At 57.6% G+C, this 19,209-nt stretch carries 13 protein-coding genes and 2 pseudogenes; 4 read left to right on the forward strand and 11 right to left on the reverse strand.

The annotated features are described in order from the left end of the window. Window positions 1-48: 48 nt before the first annotated feature. From RGM3321_RS12560 to RGM3321_RS12575, 4 genes are all read right to left on the reverse strand, one after another. Window positions 49-870 carry an aldo/keto reductase gene (locus RGM3321_RS12560; RefSeq protein ID WP_244393304.1) on the reverse strand — a complete coding sequence of 274 codons (822 nt, stop codon included), beginning with the start codon at window positions 868-870 and terminating at the stop codon, window positions 49-51. A 103-nt stretch (window positions 871-973) separates the two neighbouring features. Then, entirely contained in the window at window positions 974-2,605 is a 1,632-nt protein-coding gene (locus RGM3321_RS12565; RefSeq protein ID WP_279613989.1) for a methyl-accepting chemotaxis protein, read from the reverse strand. Between the two features lie 353 nt (window positions 2,606-2,958). Beyond that, the gene (locus RGM3321_RS12570; RefSeq protein WP_058401939.1) at window positions 2,959-3,567 is read right to left on the reverse strand and encodes a TetR/AcrR family transcriptional regulator; all 609 of its coding nucleotides are present in this window, start codon (window positions 3,565-3,567) and stop codon (window positions 2,959-2,961) included. A gap of 106 nt (window positions 3,568-3,673) precedes the next feature. Further along, window positions 3,674-6,544, reverse strand: a complete 2,871-nt coding sequence (locus tag RGM3321_RS12575; protein ID WP_244393305.1) for a hybrid sensor histidine kinase/response regulator — start codon at window positions 6,542-6,544, stop codon at window positions 3,674-3,676. 343 nt (window positions 6,545-6,887) lie between these two features. Between RGM3321_RS12575 and RGM3321_RS12580 the strand changes: the two genes are divergently transcribed. Further along, window positions 6,888-7,541, forward strand: a complete 654-nt coding sequence (locus tag RGM3321_RS12580; protein WP_244393306.1) for a TetR/AcrR family transcriptional regulator — start codon at window positions 6,888-6,890, stop codon at window positions 7,539-7,541. A gap of 90 nt (window positions 7,542-7,631) precedes the next feature. Here RGM3321_RS12580 and RGM3321_RS12585 read toward each other — a convergent pair whose 3' ends face one another. From RGM3321_RS12585 to RGM3321_RS12595, 3 genes and pseudogenes are all read right to left on the reverse strand, one after another. Further along, window positions 7,632-10,328: a glycoside hydrolase family 3 protein gene (locus RGM3321_RS12585; protein WP_244393316.1), complete on the reverse strand. Its 2,697-nt coding sequence runs from the start codon at window positions 10,326-10,328 to the stop codon at window positions 7,632-7,634. 60 nt (window positions 10,329-10,388) lie between these two features. Then, window positions 10,389-10,637: a hypothetical protein gene (locus RGM3321_RS12590; RefSeq protein WP_244393307.1), complete on the reverse strand. Its 249-nt coding sequence runs from the start codon at window positions 10,635-10,637 to the stop codon at window positions 10,389-10,391. 306 nt (window positions 10,638-10,943) lie between these two features. Next, window positions 10,944-12,160 (reverse strand): annotated as a pseudogene (locus RGM3321_RS12595) (MFS transporter). A gap of 73 nt (window positions 12,161-12,233) precedes the next feature. Between RGM3321_RS12595 and RGM3321_RS12600 the strand changes: the two are divergent. Beyond that, entirely contained in the window at window positions 12,234-12,917 is a 684-nt protein-coding gene (locus RGM3321_RS12600) for a helix-turn-helix transcriptional regulator (RefSeq protein ID WP_244393308.1), read from the forward strand. Window positions 12,918-12,982: 65 nt separating this feature from the next. Here RGM3321_RS12600 and RGM3321_RS12605 read toward each other — a convergent pair whose 3' ends face one another. After that, on the reverse strand, window positions 12,983-15,151 hold the full coding sequence (locus RGM3321_RS12605) for a TonB-dependent siderophore receptor (protein ID WP_244393309.1): 2,169 nt from the start codon (window positions 15,149-15,151) through the stop codon (window positions 12,983-12,985). A 184-nt stretch (window positions 15,152-15,335) separates the two neighbouring features. Next, window positions 15,336-16,244, reverse strand: coding sequence for a LysR family transcriptional regulator (locus RGM3321_RS12610; protein WP_244393310.1), 909 nt, complete (start codon window positions 16,242-16,244; stop codon window positions 15,336-15,338). A gap of 115 nt (window positions 16,245-16,359) precedes the next feature. Between RGM3321_RS12610 and RGM3321_RS12615 the strand changes: the two genes are divergently transcribed. Together RGM3321_RS12615 and RGM3321_RS12620 are read left to right on the forward strand one after the other, a co-directional pair. After that, window positions 16,360-16,788: a VOC family protein gene (locus RGM3321_RS12615; protein WP_005731427.1), complete on the forward strand. Its 429-nt coding sequence runs from the start codon at window positions 16,360-16,362 to the stop codon at window positions 16,786-16,788. Then, the gene (locus RGM3321_RS12620; protein ID WP_244393311.1) at window positions 16,785-17,372 is read left to right on the forward strand and encodes a glutathione S-transferase; all 588 of its coding nucleotides are present in this window, start codon (window positions 16,785-16,787) and stop codon (window positions 17,370-17,372) included. Before RGM3321_RS12615 ends, RGM3321_RS12620 begins: the two co-directional genes overlap by 4 nt. Here the strand turns inward: RGM3321_RS12620 and RGM3321_RS28470 are convergent. Together RGM3321_RS28470 and RGM3321_RS12625 are read right to left on the reverse strand one after the other, a co-directional pair. Continuing rightward, window positions 17,370-17,438, reverse strand: a pseudogene (locus RGM3321_RS28470) (PAAR domain-containing protein); the annotation flags it as partial. The gene RGM3321_RS12620 and the pseudogene RGM3321_RS28470 sit on opposite strands and share 3 nt — an antisense overlap. After that, window positions 17,435-18,991, reverse strand: coding sequence for a DUF2875 family protein (locus RGM3321_RS12625; RefSeq protein WP_244393312.1), 1,557 nt, complete (start codon window positions 18,989-18,991; stop codon window positions 17,435-17,437). The pseudogene RGM3321_RS28470 and the gene RGM3321_RS12625, both read right to left, overlap by 4 nt. Between the last annotated feature and the right edge of the window lie 218 nt (window positions 18,992-19,209).

A 19,209-nucleotide genomic window follows, 5' to 3' on the forward strand; every position in this document is an offset into this window, starting at 1 on the left:
GTTGGCGGCCGTTCAGTCAATCGACAACTGCTACTGCATCGACACCGGTCAGACCATTGCCAGCGGTACTTTGCGAGTCGGCGCTGGCCAGGCCAGATCAATGTCGGCCAGGTCGCGCTCGGTGAGACGAATCTGCTCGGCAGCGATATTCAGACGAATATGCTCGGGGTTGGTCGCCTTGGGAATGGCGATCATGTTGTCCTGACGCAGCACCCACGCCAGGGAAATCTGCGCCGGTGTTGCGTCATGGCGTTTGGCGATTTCGTGCAGGGCAGGGTGGTAAAGCAGATCGCCGGCCTGGCCAATCGGGCAGTACGCCATCATCGGTAAGTGGCGGTCTGCGCTCCACAGCATCAGGTCGAATTCGATGCCGCGTTGTTCCGGGTTGTACAACACCTGATTGGTCGCGCAACGCGGGTTGTTCAGCTCGATCATGTCCGGGACATCAAAGTTGGAAACGCCCCAGGCGCCGATTTTACCCGCTTCCTGCAAGCGTTCGAAGGCTTCGACGGTTTCGGTCAGTGGGTACTGACCCGGCCAGTGCAGCAGATAAAGGTCGATGTAGTCGGTGTTCATCCGGCGCAGGCTTGCTTCGCATGCAGCCGGGATACCGCTACGGCTGGCATTGTGCGGGTAGACCTTGCTGACCACGAATACCTTGTCGCGTTGCCCGGCGATGGCTTGCCCGACGATCTCTTCGGCAGCGCCGTCGGCGTACATCTCGGCGGTGTCAATCAGGGTCAGGCCCTGTTCGATACCCAGGCAAAGGCCAGCAATTTCTGCCGAGCGCAGGTGCCCTTTTTCACCCATGTGCCAGGTGCCCTGACCCAGCACTGGTACAGTTCTGCCTGCCAATTCCAGTGTGCGCATGTGACCCCCTGCAATAAATAAGCAGCTAAATGAGCGATTGATCAAGCAGGTGTCAGGCAACAAGAGGCGCACTAGGTTCCGTGCACCCCATCGCAATGCAGATTTAAACCCGGAACTGCTTCAGCAGCCCGTTCAGTTCTTCGCTCAAGTTGCGCAGGTGCAGGCTGGCCGAAGTCGATTGTTCAGCGGCCAGTGCGGTGCTTTGGGACAGTTGCGCGGCCTGTGTCACGTTCTGGTTGATGTCGTCCACCACATGCGTCTGTTGCAGAGTCGCGCTGGCAATGGAGGTGTTCAGGCTGTTGAGGTTGCGTAGCGCCTGACTGATGGACGTCAGGCTCTGGCCTGCCTGGTTGGCCTGCTCGATGGTCAGTTGCGAGGAGCGGCTGCTGTCGCCGATTACCTTGACTGCCGCGTCGGAATGCTTTTGCAGGCGTTCGATCATGGCCTGGATTTCTGCGGTCGACTTCTGGGTACGCTGGGCCAGTAGACGTACCTCGTCAGCCACCACGGCAAAGCCACGACCCTGTTCACCTGCGCGTGCCGCTTCGATGGCGGCGTTCAGTGCCAGCAGGTTGGTCTGCTCGGCAATCGAACTGATGACTTCCAGTACGCTGCCGATCTGTGTGCTCTCGCCGGCCAGACTCTGCATCACTTCAACGGCCTGACCAATGGTGGCGGACAGGTGCCCGATCTGGCGCAGGCTGTTATCGATGTTGACCTGACCCTGCTGCGCCTGTGACTCGGCATCACGCATTTCGTTGGCGGCATGCTCGGCGTTTTTGGCCACGTCCTGTACGCCATAGGTCACTTCGTTGACCGCAGTGGCAACCAGGTCCATTTGTTGGGACTGCTGCTCGCTGCGTTTCTGCGCCTGCTCGGCATTGCTGCCCAGATCCGTCGAGGCCTGGCCCAGCGCCACGGCCGAATTCTGCAACTGGCCGACGACATTGCGCAGCTTGGCGACAAAGGCGTTGAAGTGAACGCCCAGCTCGGTGATTTCATCCTTGCCGTGGGTTTCCAGCGTGCGGGTCAGGTCACTTTCGCCACTGGCGATGTTGGCCATCGCACTGACCGCCGCTCTCAGCGGTCGCACGATACTGCGCACGATCATGACCAGCAGCAGGACCATGACCAGCACGATGCCTGCTATGAAAATGCCGGCGTTCCATAGCTGGGTTTTGAATTCTGCCGCTACGTCATCCACATACACGCCCGAGCCCAGAATCCAGCCCCAGGGTTGAAACAGCTGCACGTAGGAGGTCTTTTTCACCGGCTCGCTGGCACCTGGTTTGGGCCAGCGATAATTCACCATTCCGGCACCCTTGGCTTTGACCAGCGTGACCATTTCGTTGAACACCGCAAAGCCGTCCGGGTCCTTGATGGTCGATATATCCTGGCCTTCGAGCTTGGCATTGGTGGGGTGCATGATCATCACCGGGCGCAGGTCGTTGATCCAGAAATAGTCGTTCTGGCTGTAACGCAGGCCCTTTATCTCTTTCAGGGCCTGTTGTTGCGCGGCTTCGCGCGTCATGCTGCCCGCGGCTTCAAGCCCTTGGTAGTAGGTGAGTATGCCGCTGGCGGTCTGGACCACATGCATGGTTTTTTCGGCCTTGGCCCGATACAGATCGTTATGAATCTGTCTGAGCAGGGTCGCCGACAAAACAAAAAGCATCAGCACTGAAACCACAAGGATCAGCCACAGACGGCGGCTGATGGAAAAACTGCGCATACTCATGATCGTCATCCCGTGCATTATTTTTTCTTTTTATGGCAACCGAGCCGCGCAGCGCGCGATGCAGAGCCTTTTAAGCTTCTCGGCGCATAATGACCAAACATGAGATGACAGTCACATTTTTTTACAGACCTACACGGGTATAGCGAAAGGCTTACACCAACAGGCGCGATTGGCTCTATCGACTGGCCCGGAGTGAATGTAGGATCCAATTCAACAGCTGCAGCGAAGGAACGCCGCAGCGATCAGGGAAGATCGACCATTGCCAGGAGGCTACTGACAGGATGTCGGAATGGTCATGTTGCAAAACCACCCGCTTCGGCGGGTTTTTTGCGTCTGCAGGAAAGCAGGGGGAGTCAGCAATCCGGCTCGCAACCCTTGAGCACCAGCCTGAGAATGGTCCGGGTCGCGGCCTCGTAATCAGCGTCCTCCAGTTTCGCCTTGCCGGTGACGGTTGCGATCTGCCAGTCGAAATCTGCGTAGGTCTGGGTCGCGGCCCAGATGGTGAACATCAGGTGATGGGGATCGAGCGGGGCGATCTGCCCGCTGTCGATCCAGGCCTGAATGCATTCGATATTGTGCCGCGCCTGTCCATTGAGCTGTTCGATCTGTTCTGACGTAAGGTGCGGGGCGCCGTGCATGATCTCGCTGGCGAACACTTTCGAGGCAAAGGGCAGGTCACGGGAAATCTGGATCTTCGAGCGGATATAGCTGCTCAGTACGTCGGCCGGTACACCTTGAGGATTGAACGGCGTCGACGCTTGCAGGATGGGCTCGATGATGCTTTCCAGCACCTCGCGATAGAGGTTTTCCTTGGATTTGAAGTAGTAATAGACGTTGGGTTTGGGAACACCGGCCTTTGCCGCGATATCGCTGGTCTTGCTGGCGGCGAAGCCCTTGTCGGCGAATTCCTCGCTGGCAGCGCGCAGGATGAGTTCTTTGTTGCGCTCGCGGATACTGCTCATGACCCGGTTATTCCCTTGCCTGCATGGCGGTCGCGCATGTTAGCACCGGGTTTGCGCAGCGCTCAATGTCGAAGGCCCGAAGCAGGATTGCAACGAGCCGGTTGCATCAGGCACTCATCAATTCCTGGACTCGGGCAGCCAGAGCATCAATCGCAAACGGCTTGGTCAATACCCGCATGCCGGGTCCGAGTTGCTCGTCACCAATGGCAGCGTTTTCTGCATAACCGGTGATGAACAGGGTTTTCAGATGCGGACGTACTTCGCGTCCGGCGTCGGCCATTTGTCGCCCGTTCATACCACCGGGCAAGCCTACGTCGGTGATGAGCAGATCGATATGCACGTCCGAGCGCAGCAGTTTGAGGCCAGCCAGGCTGTCGGCCGCCTCGATCAGGGTATAACCCAGATCGCCGAGCGCATCGGTGAGCAGCATGCGTACCGTCGGTTCGTCGTCCACGATCAGAATGGTCTCTCCAGACTGGGTAAACTCGAACGGCGCCTGGTGCACATCGCTCTCGTCTCTGGTCGCGTTGCCGTCGTAACGCGGCAGATAAAGGGATATCGAGGTTCCCTTGCCCACCTGCGATTGAATGCGCACCCGGCCGCCGGACTGGTTGGCGAACCCGTAAATCATCGACAGACCAAGACCGGTGCCCTGACCAATGGGCTTGGTGGTGAAGAAGGGGTCGAATGCCTTGGCGATGACATCGGGTGTCATGCCTGTACCGGTGTCGGTCACGCACAGCGACAGATAGTGACCCTCAGGCATATCGTGACCCTGCGCCACATCGCCCTCGATCCATTGGTTGCTGGCCTCGATCGTAATGCGGCCGCCGTCCGGCATTGCGTCGCGGGCGTTGATACACAGATTCAGCAGCGCGTTCTCCAGTTGGCTTGCATCGACCAGCGTTGCCCATAGGCCCATGGCACCGATGGTTTCGACCATGATGCTGGGGCCGACCGTGCGCTGGATCAGGTCTGTCATGCCTTTCATCAGCCTGTTCACGTCGGTTGGCTGTGGGTCCAGCGTCTGGCGTCGGGAAAAGGCCAGGAGCCTGTGGGTCAACGCCGCCGCGCGCTTGGCGGCGCCCTGTGCGGTGACGATGTATTTGTCTACATCGTTCCAGCGCCCTTGCGCAATACGGGTGCTCATCAATTCCAGAGCACCGGAAATGCCTGCCAGCAGGTTGTTGAAATCATGGGCGAGACCGCCAGTCAGTTGCCCCACAGCTTCCATTTTCTGCGACTGGCGCAGCTTTTCTTCAGCCTGCATCAGTTCCGCAGTGCGTGCTGCCACGCGCTGTTCAAGCGTGTCGTTGAGCGTGCGCAGCGCCGCAGTGGCCCGGTCGCGCTCGGCCGCCACAGCGCGTCGCTCATCAACGTTGATGAGCACGCCCGGGAAGCTCAGTGGAGTGCCGTCATCGGCACGGTCGACGCGGCCGTTTGCCTCGATCCAGTAGTACAGACCGTCGGCACGGCGGACCCGATACTGATGGGCGTAAACGCGCCCGCTGGTGATGACCGCGTTGATCGCATTGATCAAGCCTTGTTTGTCTTCGGGATGAACAGTGGCAATGACCTGTTCCAGACTCAAACCCTCAAAGCCCAGAGCGGGATCAAGACCAAACGCCTTGGCGAAGGCTTCGTCGACGGTAAAGCGGTCGGCCGTCAAGTCCCAATGCCAGGTACCGATAATCGCACCCGCGGCGAGGGCGAGCTGAACGCGGTCGACGTTCGCCCGTGCGACGGCTTCGCTGGTGCGCAACCGCTCCTCGGCGTCGCGTCGTTCCGTCACGTCACTGAAGATGACGGCGATCTGTCGGTCAGCCGGCTCACCGACACGCACCGCTCTGACTTCGAACCAGCGCTCGAACGCCTTGGCGTAATTCTCGAAATTGGCAGGCTCGCCGGTTTTGGCGACATGACCATAAGCCTCAAACCAGAAACGCTCCAGGTCCGGGGCAAACTCGGTGACCCACTTGCCACGCAAATCGACACCCGCCTGACGTTCAAAGGCAGGGTTGGCCTCGATAAAGCGGTAGTCTACCGGGCTGTCGTTTGCATCGAACTTGACCTGGATGATGGCGAACGCTGCTTCGATGGTCTCCAGCATGGCCCTGGAGCGCTCTTCGCTCTTGCGCAGTGCGTTTTCTGCCTGTTGCATCTGTGACAGGTCGAGCATCGCGCCGATCATGCGTACGGCCTTGCCCTCGTTGTTGCGTATCACATGACCACGGTCCAGAACATCGGCGTAAGTGCCATCGAGCCGACGAAAACGGTATTCATCGGTCCAGGCAGTGCCGTGGCCGTCGATCACCGCATGGATAGAGTGGTAAATGCGTGTCCGGTCATCGGGATGGAGCTGGGCTATCCACCAGTCACCCGAGGTGTCCAGTGTTGCCAGGGGGTAGCCGTATGCCTGTTCCAGTGCGTCATTCCAAAGCACGTGGTTGGCGGCAAAATCCCAATCCCATATTGCGTCATTGGTTGCCTTGGCGGCCAACCGGTAACGTTCCTGGGCTTCTTCGGTGGCGCGTGTCACCAGATGCTCCCGGGTGCGGTCGCGCAGGATCTTGACGAAGCCAAGGTGAGTATTTTCCTCGCCATACAGCGGCATCATTTCGCCGGACGCCCAGAACAGCTGACCATCCTTGCGCAGGTGCCAGCGTTCTTCCGACGCTCGACCGACGCTCAGGGCGAGTTGCATTTCATGTTCGATCCGGCCGCAGGCGCGATCCTCCGGCGTGAAGAAGCACTCTGCATTCTGCCCAACCATTTGCGTAGCGGACCAGCCTAACACCTGTTCTGCACCCGGATTCCAGTCGGTAATGATGCCGTCTGGATCCGTGAGGATCATGGCAAAGTCCAGCGCGCTGTCAAAGGCCGCACGCTTGCGCACCTCCCGGCTGGGCAGTGCTGCTGCGCCGTTGTCCGGCCCAGCGTCGATACCGGCTTCTTCAAGTGCTGCGCGCAGGTGCACGACCTGTGCTTCCAGCTCTTCTCTTGTCAGGTATTTCAGAGCGCCTCCGGCTCACATGTTAATTGTCTGCATGGGCGGGGATCTACCCGTAGCCTGTCTTGCGTACTGCAATCAGTCACTTTCGAGGTCGACGCTTGCCAGTGCCTCTCAGCGTCCGGGCGTCAGATGCCGCACTTTGGTATATCTCTCTATGGTGATCGACATACAGTCGGGCTTCAGTATGCATCGGCATGCGTGGGGGTTTCTTTAAAGGGCGTCAATATCTGCGGTCAGGCCTTTTTTCCGGGTTTTCCCGGCCGCATGCTACGATTTATCCTTTCGTTGTGCGAACAGTGCCCTTCGTATGTCCGTGAATTCAAACAGTTCTGGTACACCCGCCACAGTCAAGCAGCCTGCGATGAAGCGACGTCTGCCCAAGGGGGAGGTACGCAAGGCCGAAATCATTCAGGCGGCCATGACCATCTTTGCCCGGGATGGTTATGCGGGTGCATCGCTGTCTAACATTGCCAAGGTTGCAGGTCTCTCTCAGGTAGGGCTGCTGCATCATTTCCCGACCAAACTGGTGTTGCTGCAAGCGGTTCTTGAACATCGGGATCAGTACGTTGTTGCCAGGTTGCAGGACGCCGGGCAAGTCGCTTCGCTGGAGGGGTTCATGGCCTTTCTGAAGCAGGTCATGAGTTTCAGCATCGAAGACGTCTCCATCAGTCAGGCGCTGATGATCATCAACACTGAAAGCCTGTCGGTCACACACCCTGCACACCGCTGGTTCAGTGAGCGTTTTCAGATTGTGCACAGCCATCTTCAGAAGCATCTGAATGAGCTGGTTCAGGCAGGTGAAATTCGCCAGGACGTTGATGTCAGGCAAATCAGCCTCGAGATAGCTGCGATGATGGACGGCATGCAGATTCAATGGCTTCGATCGCCAGCAGACGTGCAGATAGACAGCGCATTTGCCAGGTTTCTCGAACGACTGGCGCAGGATCTGACAGGGCGCTGATCAACGATCGATCGCATGAGAGTAATCGGTGGTCGCATCGACCACCGATTACCGCTACTCAGGGTTACTGTTGCTCAGAATGACTGTTGCTTAGTAAGCCTGCTCTGCCTTGACTTGTACTGCCTTGCGCAGGGGGACTGGAAGGGGGTTTGAATCACGTGTGGTCAGTTGCTCCGGGTAAAGCGCTACGACCGTGCGGTCAAGTGTCAGGTTTTCCGAGTCCTTGCCCACCAGGACCTTGAACTTGCCAGGGTCGACGTTCCAGCTCACCGAATCGGGTGAGTAATAAGCGAAAGAGCGCGAGTCCAGTGTAATAGTGACGGTTTTGCTTTCGCCTGGCTTCAGGTAGACCTTGGTAAAGCCCTTCAACTCTTTCTCCGGGCGATCAACCTGAGGCCTGGATGGCTGCACGTAAAGCTGAGCAACTTCAAACCCTGCCTTGTCACCGGTATTGGTGACCTTGAAAGAGGCCTGAATGGTCGCGCCCGGAGCCAATACGTTGCTCGACAGTTTCAGATCACGGTACTCGTACGTGGTATAGGAAAGCCCGAAACCGAATGGATAGAGCGGTTTGGTGTGCTTCTTGTCGTAACCGCGATAGCCCAGGTACAGGCCTTCGCTGTAGGTCATTTCGACAGGGGGATTAGCGCTGCTGAAATAGTAGGGCACCGGGTTCGAGTACGAAGCATAGCTGGGGTTGTCCCGCGCCTTCTTGTCCAGGGTGATTGGAAGCTTGCCCGACGGGTTGACCTTGCCGTATAGAATTTCGGCCAGCGCCTGACCACCCTGTTGCCCCGGGTACCATGCGTGCAGAGACGCGGCTACCTTGTCAGCCCAGGGCTGCATATCCATACCACCGCCACCGTGCAGTACGACGATGGTTTTGGGGTTGGCTTTCTGAACGAAGCTGATCAACTCGGACTGGAATTGCGGCAGTTCGAACGGCCGATCCAGCGATTCACCTTCGTACTCGAAGTTATTGCCAGCGGCTACCACTACAGCATCGTAATCCGCCAGGTTCTTTGGCGGACGTAACGAAGCCCAGCTCATCTGCACACCGTTCATGCCGCCCAGCACCGGGGTGAAGTTGCCTTTAAGCCGGCGATATTCCAGGCGCACGTTGTACTCGGTGCCGGCCTTGAGACTGGCCGTTTTTACGGTGCGCGGCACCACTGGAATCAGGTCGAACGAGACTTGCGAGCCCTCATCCTCGAGCACCAGCTCGTCATTGATCCAGAGTTTATAGGCACCGTCCGCGCGTACCTTGAACACCTGAGGGCCGCTGATCGTCGGTTTGATCTTGCCGGTGAAACGCGCCGAGAACGAGCCTGCTGACGGGGTATAGCCGTTGACTGTGCCTGTGCCGTTATCGGTCTGGTTGGTCTTAGTAATCCAGTCCAGATTGATGCCGGGTTCGACGCGGGTTGCAACCGGGTCGCCGGACAGCGAGGTATTGGCGTAGTACTCGGCTTTTACACCGGTATTGCTGATGGCCTGATGGTCTTTAGCTGGCTGATACCAGACCGACGACTTCGGGTTCAGGCTCATCTGTGAAAGGTATTCCACGTTGGATGTGTTCGACGCCAGTTGCTTGAGCCCGCTCAGTTCAGTGACATAGCTTGCGGGCGCCGAATAAGCCGTACCGAACGGCGCGGTCGGCGGCTGCATGGCCAGATCACCGATGACCGCTATCTTTGCGTTTCTGGGCAGTGGCAGCAGAGGTTTGTTTCCGTCTACCGGCTGGTTGCGCAGCAGGACTATCGACTCCCTGGCCACGTTCAATGCGGCCAGTTGCCCGTATTCACGATGCTCCAGCGGTTGCGCCTTGTTGATCCCCTTGTCAAAACCATAGCTGACCAGTGCTCTCAGGTTCCTGCGCACCTTGTCATCGATCACGTTCTGATGTAGCTGACCATTCCAGATGTAAGGCAGCAGTTTGGCTTCAGTAAACTGGAGCCCGCTGGGCATGTCGATATCGGTGCCCGCCCAGGCACCCTTGAAGGCGTCCTGGACCGAGTTGAAATCGCTCATGACGTTACCTTGAAAGCCCCATTGGCCTTTCAGGATGTCGGTGATGAGGTGATGGTTTTCACACGCGTATTCGCCGTTGATCTTGTTGTAGCCGCACATGATCGAGGCGATATTTGCGTTCTTGACCAGCGATTCGAAGCCAGGCAGATACAGCTCTTGCATCGCTCGCTCGTCAATCTTTACGTCCAGATAATGGCGATTCGCTTCCTGCTCGTTCATCAGGTAATGCTTGGCGGCCGCCTGGACGCCTTGCACCTGAATGCCGTTGGTCACCGCAGGCGCCAATACGGCACCGAGAAAGGGGTCTTCGCCGCTCATGTACTCAGCCGCTCGCCCGTTGAAAGGCGTACGGTAGAGGTTGATGGCTGGCGAGAGCATTTGCTGTCCACCTGCTATACGGGTTTCGTAGCCGATCGCCAGACCGAATTCCTTGGCCCGGTTGATGCTCCAGGTGGCTGCGAGTGCTGACGGGGAAGGGTACTGCGCACCGAACGTCTTGCCGCCGACCAGCACGCCCATCGCCGAATCATAGGCGACCGTACCCTGCAGGTTGAACTTATCCAGCTTCGGAATCATCCGGCCGTCGTCAACGCGCGAGAAATTGATTTTTTCCGATTGCGCCATGTTGTCGAGCATTGCGCCTACGCGCGCTTCGACTTCATTGCCTGTCATCGGCGTCACAGCGAACACGCTGCCTGCCTGGGCGATACCGAGCGCCAACAGGCTCAGGCTAAGGCCCAGGCCTTGTTTGATCATGGACACGGAGTTATTCCTTACGTCATTCATTGATTGATCGTTTGTGTGTCAGCGGGGAAATCAGTGGTCTGCATCGCTGCCAGGGGCATCTGCGGTATCAATCGGGGCATCCACAACCGTTTGTGCTCCACCAGGTGTTTTCTGCACGGCAAGGTCGGCACCTGTGATGTGTTCGCGCTGGTCGTCGACTTCTGCACGCCGCTCGCTCGAGGTTGATGGCAGCGGGTTCTGCCGGTCAGCGGCAGACACGGCAAAGGTGGAAAGGGATATCAGCAACGTGGTAACAACAGGCAGCAGGGATCTGGCCATCGGGAGAGTCTCCAAATAGAAATATGAAACAGGCAGACAGACAAGTCGGCAGCCCGGGGCGGCCGACAGGTTCTTCAAGACGTGCGTGACAAGCAGAAAATTGCTGAAAGGTAAAATACACGAATGCAATTTTATATACTTTATTTTATATAAATTTAGATATCAACTATATGAATTTAGCTTTACTTTAATTCCATAAAATTTATATTTATGGCAATAAATTAGCTGGTTTTATTGTTTTATAGGGATTAATTTTCTTTTTTAAAAGCAGAGTGGTTGCTCTGTTTTAAACATTGGCTGCGGCCTTCAATGTGGTTGCGTGCTGATGAGGATAAGTATCGCTGCCGCCTGAATACTGGCAGCAAGTGCCAGCACGATCACGTCGCTGTCAGGCCCGTTGAATAAAGTTCGGACGCCACCGAAGAGTGCTGGCGCAAAGGCGTAGCAGCCTTGAGCGATGGCGACGATCAATGTCACCACGCGCGCAACCTGGTGCCTTGGAAATTCCGCTTGGGCAATCAGGGGAGGCAGTGATGTGGCATTGCCGATACCCACGCCGAAAAGCATCATGCCGACCCATAACAGGACAGAGCTTGCGCCGATAAACATCAGCGCCACACAGCCCAGACACTGGCAGGCGTACTCAGGCTGGCTACGTGGCGTCGACAGGTGCCTGGCGCTAAAAGCCTGCTGGACAGAAACCTGCCGAAGATAGCGCTGCAGGTAGCGATACCCATGGCCATACCTGCGGACTGTTGTGTGACGTGAACAATCAGCAGCAGGAACAACTGGCTGATCAGGCCGATCTGCGCAAAGAGCCCGAGCGACATGGCCGCCGCCAGCGTGAGGAATGGTCGGTTACTCCGTAACGTTAAGGGCGCAGTGTCCTGGAATGGAGGCAGTTCAGTGGTTGTCTGGCGAATGTCATCGGGGTGCTGACTCAGATGTTCAGGCCTGAACCGGAACACACCGAAAGCGAGGAGCGCAACCACGCCTGTTGAAAGTACACCCACCACGACCGCAGCGAGGCTGAACCCGAACCGGTCAATCAGGTACACCCAGCCCGATGAAAAGACTACACCGCCGATGCTCGTGCCGTTATAGGCCATCGCCAATGCGCCAGGGCGCTTGCTGACAAACCATGGCGAGATGGTAGCGTTGACCGCTGCCGCGCCCACGGTTACCCAACCGAACCCGCTCAGCGCCGCAGCGATGAACAATTGCCATGGCTGATTGGCGATCGACCAGCCGTACACGCCGACAGCAAGGGTTGCCGCCCCTGAAACCGTAATCCATGGGAGGCCATACCTCTTGTACAACGCAGGCAGGTTGACCACGACCAACGTACCTGCCAGAAAATGCACCGTGACCTCGGCCGAGCACAGCGCGGTCGACCAGCCGGCTCTCTGAATCACGGCATACATGAATATCGGCGGACCGTAAAAGCCTATGCCCCAGCCAAACACAGCCATCAGAAATGTAGCAGCGACGACTTTTCTGCCAAAAAAACTCGATTGATGCATGGGTGAATCCCTTCAAGTGATTTGGCAGCAGTATGATGGCCGCCTACCAGAACACTTCAGGGATGGCTGAACTATGGATGTTGAAGCGGCAGACCTCTCGCTGGCGGCAGTGGCGGGTGCCATTGCTGACACTGCACGATCCAAAATGCTTTGCGCGCTACTGGACGGGCACGCACGAACCGCGACCGAGCTGGCGGCGCTGGCCGATATAGGCGCATCGAGTGCCAGCGGCCATTTCGCGCGCTTGCGTGAGCAGGGGCTGGTGGAAATGCTCGTACAGGGCCGGCATCGTTACTATCGACTGGCCAATGCGCAGGTGGCGCAAGCGCTGGATTCCTTGCTATTACTGACTCAGCACAGCGCTGTGCCCTTCAAACCCAACACGCCTTCGGCCTTGAGACAGGCTCGAACCTGTTACGACCACTGCGCCGGTGAAGTCGCCGTCAAGTTGCACGACGCCTTGCTGAAGGCCGGCTGGTTACATGAGCAGGGTAAGGACTATGCGATCAGTGAGCGGGGTGTCGAATCACTGAATGCGCTAGGCATCGATGTGGACGCAGTACGTCAGCAACGCAGACGTCTGGCCTACGCCTGCCTGGACTGGAGTGAACGCGACCCGCACATCGGTGGCGCTCTGGGGGCGGCGCTGCTGGAGCTGATGCTCACGCGCGGCTGGGTAAGCCGCCATCTGGATTCCAGAGCACTGAAGCTGACGCCCAAAGGGGTGGGCGGTATGGCAAAGGCGTTTGGGGTTTAGGCGTTGCCTAACCCGCCGGTAATCACTCCGCTACCAAGCATGCCCGGTAGCGGAGTAGCTCAGGCTCAGAAGCTGTACTTGGCCGTCAACGCATAGCTGCGCGGGTTGCCATAGACGTCGGTGGAGCCCCATACCGAGCTTGCGCCAATCGCCGTGTAGTAGGTGCGGTCAAAGATGTTGTTGGCGTTCAGTTGCAAGTCGAGGTTCTTGCTCACCTGATACCCCGCCATCAAGTCTGCGACGGCGTAACTGCCTTGTTCCAGGCGGTAACTGCCATCGGTGAGCGCGATGTCGTTGTACATGCGGCTCTGCCAGTAGACGTTGCCGCCGACGCGCATTTTTTCGAGTGCGCCTTGCAGGCGGTAGACGGTCGATACCTTGAACAGGTGCTCGGGTGTGTCGGTGTTGAATTGCTGGTTCTTGTTCGCCGGATCGGTGTCCTTGAGGTAGTGAGTGCGAGCATAGGTGTAGCCTGCGCCGACTTGCCAGTTCTCGGTCAGCGCGCCTTGCAGTTCCATCTCGATACCCTGACTGCGTACCAGACCGGCTGCGTCGTAACAGGTCAGGACCGCGCAGCCCGCTTGAGTTGGTGACTCGGTCTTGAGGTTTTTCTGATCGATCCGGAACACCGCCAGGCTGGCATTGAGGGCGCCGTTGAAATATTCGCCCTTGATACCGACTTCATAGTTTTCGCCCACGACGGGGTCGAGCACCTTGCCGGACAGGCTTTGCGCGCTCTGTGGCTGGAAGACATCGGTGTAGCTGGTGTACAGGGAATAGTGTTCATCGAGCTTGTAGATCAGCCCCGCATAGCGTGTCAGGTTGCGGGTGACCTTGTAGTCTTCATCACCAGAGCGATCATCGTAGTCGTACCAATCCAGACGGCCGCCGAGGATCAGGGTAAGCGGGTCGGCCAGGCTCAGACGTGTAGTGAGGTAGACCGCATCCTGGGTGGCGATGCTATGCGTCTTGCCATCGCGGACGAAGTCCGGCTTCGGCGCGCCAATCGGCAGTCCTGTGTCATAGGGGCTGTATTCCTTGCTGGTCTTGTCGTACACGCGCCTGCTGGTGCCAACCACCACTTCATGGGTGCGGCCAAACGCTTCGACCGGTCCGCTGGCGTAGACATCGAAGGCAGTCTGCTGCTCCTCAGGCTTGGACTGATAGGCCGTCGTTTCCAGCGGGCCGTTGTAGCGCGACAGGTAAGTGCCTGAAAACAGACCGTCCAGCGACGAGCTCGAGCCTGCTACGCGCAGTTTCCAGTCGTTGTCGAAACGGTGCTCCAGCTCACCGAACACGGTGTCTATACGGATTTTCTTGTTTTCCCAATCCGAGCCGGAATAGGTCGAACGCGGCAGGTTCAGGTGATGGCCGTCAGTGCCGAGTGGGAGGCCGCCCCAGAAGTAATTGGTCTGATCTTCCTGACGAGACAAGCCCAGAGTGGCGGTCGTGGCATCGTTCAGATCGGCCTCGACCACCCCGTAGAACACGCTGTGATCACTTTTTTCCTTGTCGCGGAAACTGTTGGCATCCTGGTAGGAACCGACTATTCGGCCGCGTACCGTGCGGCTGTCGTTCAGTGGTCCGGAGGCATCGAAGACGCCGCGGTAGTCGTCCCAGCTTCCGACCGTGCCGGTGAGGGTGACTTGTGGAACGGCGGTAGGGCGTTTGCGCACCATATTGATCGCCGCTGAAGGGTTGCCAGCCCCTGTCGCCAGGCCTGTAGCGCCTCTGATCACCTCGACATGATCGAACATGGCCAGGTTGGGCTGAACGCCTGCCGTGTAGCCCGAGTAAGAGGCGGGCAGGCCGTCGTACATGATGTTGTCGATGTCGAAACCGCGAGAGGTGTAGGTTTGCCGGCCCGGTCCGCTGGATTGGTCCAAAAACAGACCTGGGGTGTATTTCACCACGTCGTTGATGCTGGTCATGGCCTGGTCGTCCATGCGCTGACGGGTGACAACGGTCACCGCCTGCGGGGTTTCACGAATGGTGAGCGGCAATTTTGTCGCCGTCTGCATCGGGCCCGTGGTGTAGGACTGACTGCCTTCGGTGGTAGAGCTCAGTTGATCGCTGCTGATTTGCGTCGCGCCCAGCTCCATTGTCGTCGTCGATGACGCTTCGGTGGCTTGCGTTTCAGCGCCGTAGGCAGCCTGAGAAGTTGCGATCCAGATGCCCATTGTCAGCAGGGCAGGGGTAAAAAGAAAACGGCTTTGTGATTGCTGGCCCGGCATGAACCCGACACTCCCTGAAGCCGTCCGTGGCTGGATGATAATAATGTTGATAACTGTTCGCATTATTGTGGCAGGTTGTTTCTGTCAGAAAAAGACACTGCGAACAGATAGTTAACAAAATTTTCACATTTCCACAGCGAGCTCAGGTGCTCGTCTGCGCGCATCAGTTGAGTTTTCGGCAGCGCTATCGATTTTGAAGAGAAGGATCAGGCAGACATTTTTCCAGCTGTGGAATTGCCCATTCGACGAATGCCTTGACCCGGGGTGAGAGCTGCAAGGCGTGCGGATAAACCAGTTGAATCGGCAGATCTGCCGTTTCGAAGTCATTGAGCACCCTGATCAGGCGACCGTCAGCCAGTTCATCTGCAATTTGGTAATGCATCAGCCGGGTCACGCCCAGACCCTGCACGCAGGCCAGACTGGCGGAGCGGACCTGATTACAGACCAGTCTGGGTGTGATGTCCTGTATCAGCTCTTTGCCATGCTGCCGGAAATACCATTGCCGACCGTGCGAAGCCAGCGTGATGCACGCGTGCTCAGACAGTGATTTCGGGGCGTCCAGAAGTGCGGCGATGCGCAGGTAGCCCGGGCTTGCACAGCTTACCAGACGGGTCGCACCGATCCTGCGCGCGACCATCGCCGAGTCCGGGAGATGGCCGATGCGCAACGCCAGATCAAGGCGCTCGTCGAGCAGAGGCACGATCTGGTCATTGAGGTTCAGCTCGACGTTGATGTCCTGATGCTCGCTGAGAAAGGCGTTTACCAGTGGAGCGATATAACGCTGCCCGAACTCGACAGGTGCCGTCACCCGAAGCAGGCCCCGCACGATACCGTCGCGGCCATCAAGCCGCTGCTCCATGTCATCGAAGTCCGCGAGCATGCGCCGGGTCCAGTGCAGATACTCCTCGCCCTCATCGGTCAGGGCCATGCGCCGCGTGCTGCGGTTCAACAAGCGTACGCCCAGATGACTTTCCAGAGCGGCCAGCGAGCGGACCAGCGACGCGACCGATTGCCCGGTGACATCCGCCGCCGAACTCAGACTGCCGCTGTCGACGATCCGCACGAAATTGGCCATTGCCTTGAGCCTGTCCATTGCCACCTTCTGATTTGTGCGATTAGTGCATAGGTCTTGTCAGGTCCGCAGCATAGGTGAAACCACTGGCGTGGCCGACACTGGCGAAACTGCTTTCAACCGGAGTTTCAACCACATGAGTCTGCAACCCAACCCCGCCCGGATTCTCGCATACGACCACATCGGTATTCGCGTCAGCGACCAAAACCGCGCACTGGCTTTCTACCAGGCGCTTGGTTTTGTCGAGAGTGCACGTTTTCCACGTTACGAAGCCAACGAGATGCTCAGCCCGGACGGCGTGCGCATCAACCTGATCTTCAATGGCGTTCGCGTGCCCCGTGCTCACAACGTGTTGCTGGATGCCCCCCTGAAACTGCCCGGCATGACGCATCCGGCCTTTATCGTCGATGACCTGCAGGCACTCGAGCGCTGGCTCGACGCGCAGGGAATTGTCGTCACTGAAGGGCCGCACCCCATCGGCCCGCGACGAATTGCACTGTTCATCCGCGACCCTGATGGCAACGTTCTGGAATTCAATCAACTCGTCGATGGAGACACACAATGAAACTGTACGATCTGCAAGCCTCCGGCAACTGCTACAAAGTCCGCCTGTTCGCTGCCCTGGCCCATATCGAGCTTGACGTAGTCGCGGTGGACTTTATGAGCGGAGCGCATAAAAAGCCGCCGCTGTCTGATCTCAATCCCTTGGGTGAATTACCGGTTCTGCAGGATGGTCCGGTCGTCCTGCGCGACTCGCAGGCCATTCTGATTTACCTCGCTGGCGAATATGGCGGTCTGGCGTGGTGGCCCGCTCACCCTCAGGGACAGGCCGAAATCGTCCAGTGGCTGTCGTTCGCCAGCAACGAGATCCAGCACAGCCTTTGCGCGGCACGGCTGGTGCAGAAATTCGGCGCTGCGCTGAACAAGGCCGAGGCCCTGCAGAAATCGTCTGTAGTGTTGGGGCTGCTCGACAAACACCTTGAGCAGCACGATTGGCTGGCGATAGGTCGGCCCACGATCGCCGAATGTGCAGTTTATCCTTACGTGGTATTGGCACCGGAGGGTGGCGTAGAGTTGCAGGCTTACCCGAATGTCTTGCGCTGGGCTAAGCGGGTAGAGGGGCTGACGGGGTATTCAATGAGGCCTTGAAAGTTGCCAGGACACCACTCGGCCACCACTGCTGGTGGCGTCGCCCAGGCAGACGGGATAACTCACTCTGCGGGTGCCCCGCCGGTTGGCGAGCCGAAGGTGAACGGGTCTGCGCCGTGGTTCTGGCTGTTCTTCGCCTTGCGGGCTTCATCGGGCGGGCGGACCATTTGTACGGTCAGGCTGCCATCGGTGCCGGCGTAGACCACGGCACTGACGCCGCCATCCTTGTAACTGGCGATGGTCGCCAGATTGATCTCGACCAGCGCACCACTAACCCCGGTATTGCCCAGACGACGACCGATGTCGTAGCCCTCTTCGACATTGCCCAGCTCAAGACCGTGGCCGTCCTTGTTCAGGTCGTGCAGGGCGTTGTTCAGGGCGATTTCCGCTTCCGGGTTATTGGTGCTGTCATAGAACACCCGCACAGGTTTCTGACCGTCGGGCAGAGTGTCCAGCGCCTGTACCCACGCTGCTTGCAGGGCTTTGGCTTGCAAGGCCGGCTTCAGACGCTTGCCGTTTTCATCCTGCATGGGCGCCTTGATCGGGCGATGCAGATAGCCGAGCACCGGCGCAGCGTCGAACTCCTTGACCTGATGCTGACCCCAACGGATCGGCAGCCAGGGGGAGGGTTCGAAATTGCCAGGGCCACGGTTGCTGATGGTTTTCCAGAGGGTAGGGAGTTGGGATTGCCAGTAGGCGGTGGACATGGTGCCGGGAGATTTGGGAATTACAATTCCTTTGGCGCTTTGTTCGTTTTCATACTGTTCCATAAATGCGTCATCACGATTCCAGTAGAAATCCCAAAGCTTGCCCAAATCGGTATTTTTGTTCTGATTGTCTTCCGTTTCGCCGGTCGCATAGGGACGAATATATCGATCTACTCTTTCGGATCGGCTGACCAGCAGTCCGGTCATGCTCTCGAACACCGTAGGTACTACTTGGGCATTTTGCAGACCTGGAGTACCATCCACGCGTAAGCCGTTTCGCGTGACATCACCATCTTCACTTACGATTAGCGCTTCAGGCACCTTGGGGTTTTCGTCAAAAAAGCGGAATAAACGCTCAATCATTTTTTGGGCATGAGTAGTATTTTCAGCGTCTTGCCACAAAACGAGCGTGACCCCAAGCGTCGCTGCGTTTCGACCACTCATTATGTTCTCTGCAGCCCCGATGTCTGAGGCCTGTTTGGGAGGCGCGATCGCAAATGTTGGGACAGGCCAGTACGCGACAGATTCTCCAGCTGAGTGCTTGAAGGCAGCACGAGTGTTGGCCCTTTGAGTATTCTCTCGAGATAATAAGGAGTCCGTATAATCTTTAGGATCTTGCGAATATATCGAAGTGAAATTGTTTTGTTTCTCCTTGATTTTTCGCCAGACAGATGATTGGTGCCAACCCCCTACAGCTAATCCGATTCCGCGCATTTCCAAGGCATAGGTCCGTTTTTGCACAGCCTGCTGTTCTGAAATTTTTGCGGCCACGTTGGTTTTGTAGGTCACCAGTTCGGCTTTCTCATGAGCAATAGCTTTACCCCACCAGTGGCCGCTGTAGGCTAGAAGCACAACGCCTAAAATAGCTACGATACCCCAGCGTGTTACCGAATGTATGTCACGAAGTTCCATGTTATTTTCCTGTGCTTTGAAATAGACAAGCAGGACAAACCCTAACCAAAGCGTCAGCAGTATTCCTGTTATCCAGAGGTAAGGCTTCAGCTGACCTTGCCCCTGAAAAACGTATCCCTTGCCAGGTGCCTCAATAGCCGCAAGGATACGACATGACTAAGCTCAAGACAGACCGCGTTAAATACACCCTCGAGTTCAAGCTTGAGGCCGTGCGACTG

The sequence above is a fragment of the Pseudomonas sp. RGM 3321 genome (genome assembly GCF_022836805.1).
Lineage (GTDB): Bacteria > Pseudomonadota > Gammaproteobacteria > Pseudomonadales > Pseudomonadaceae > Aquipseudomonas.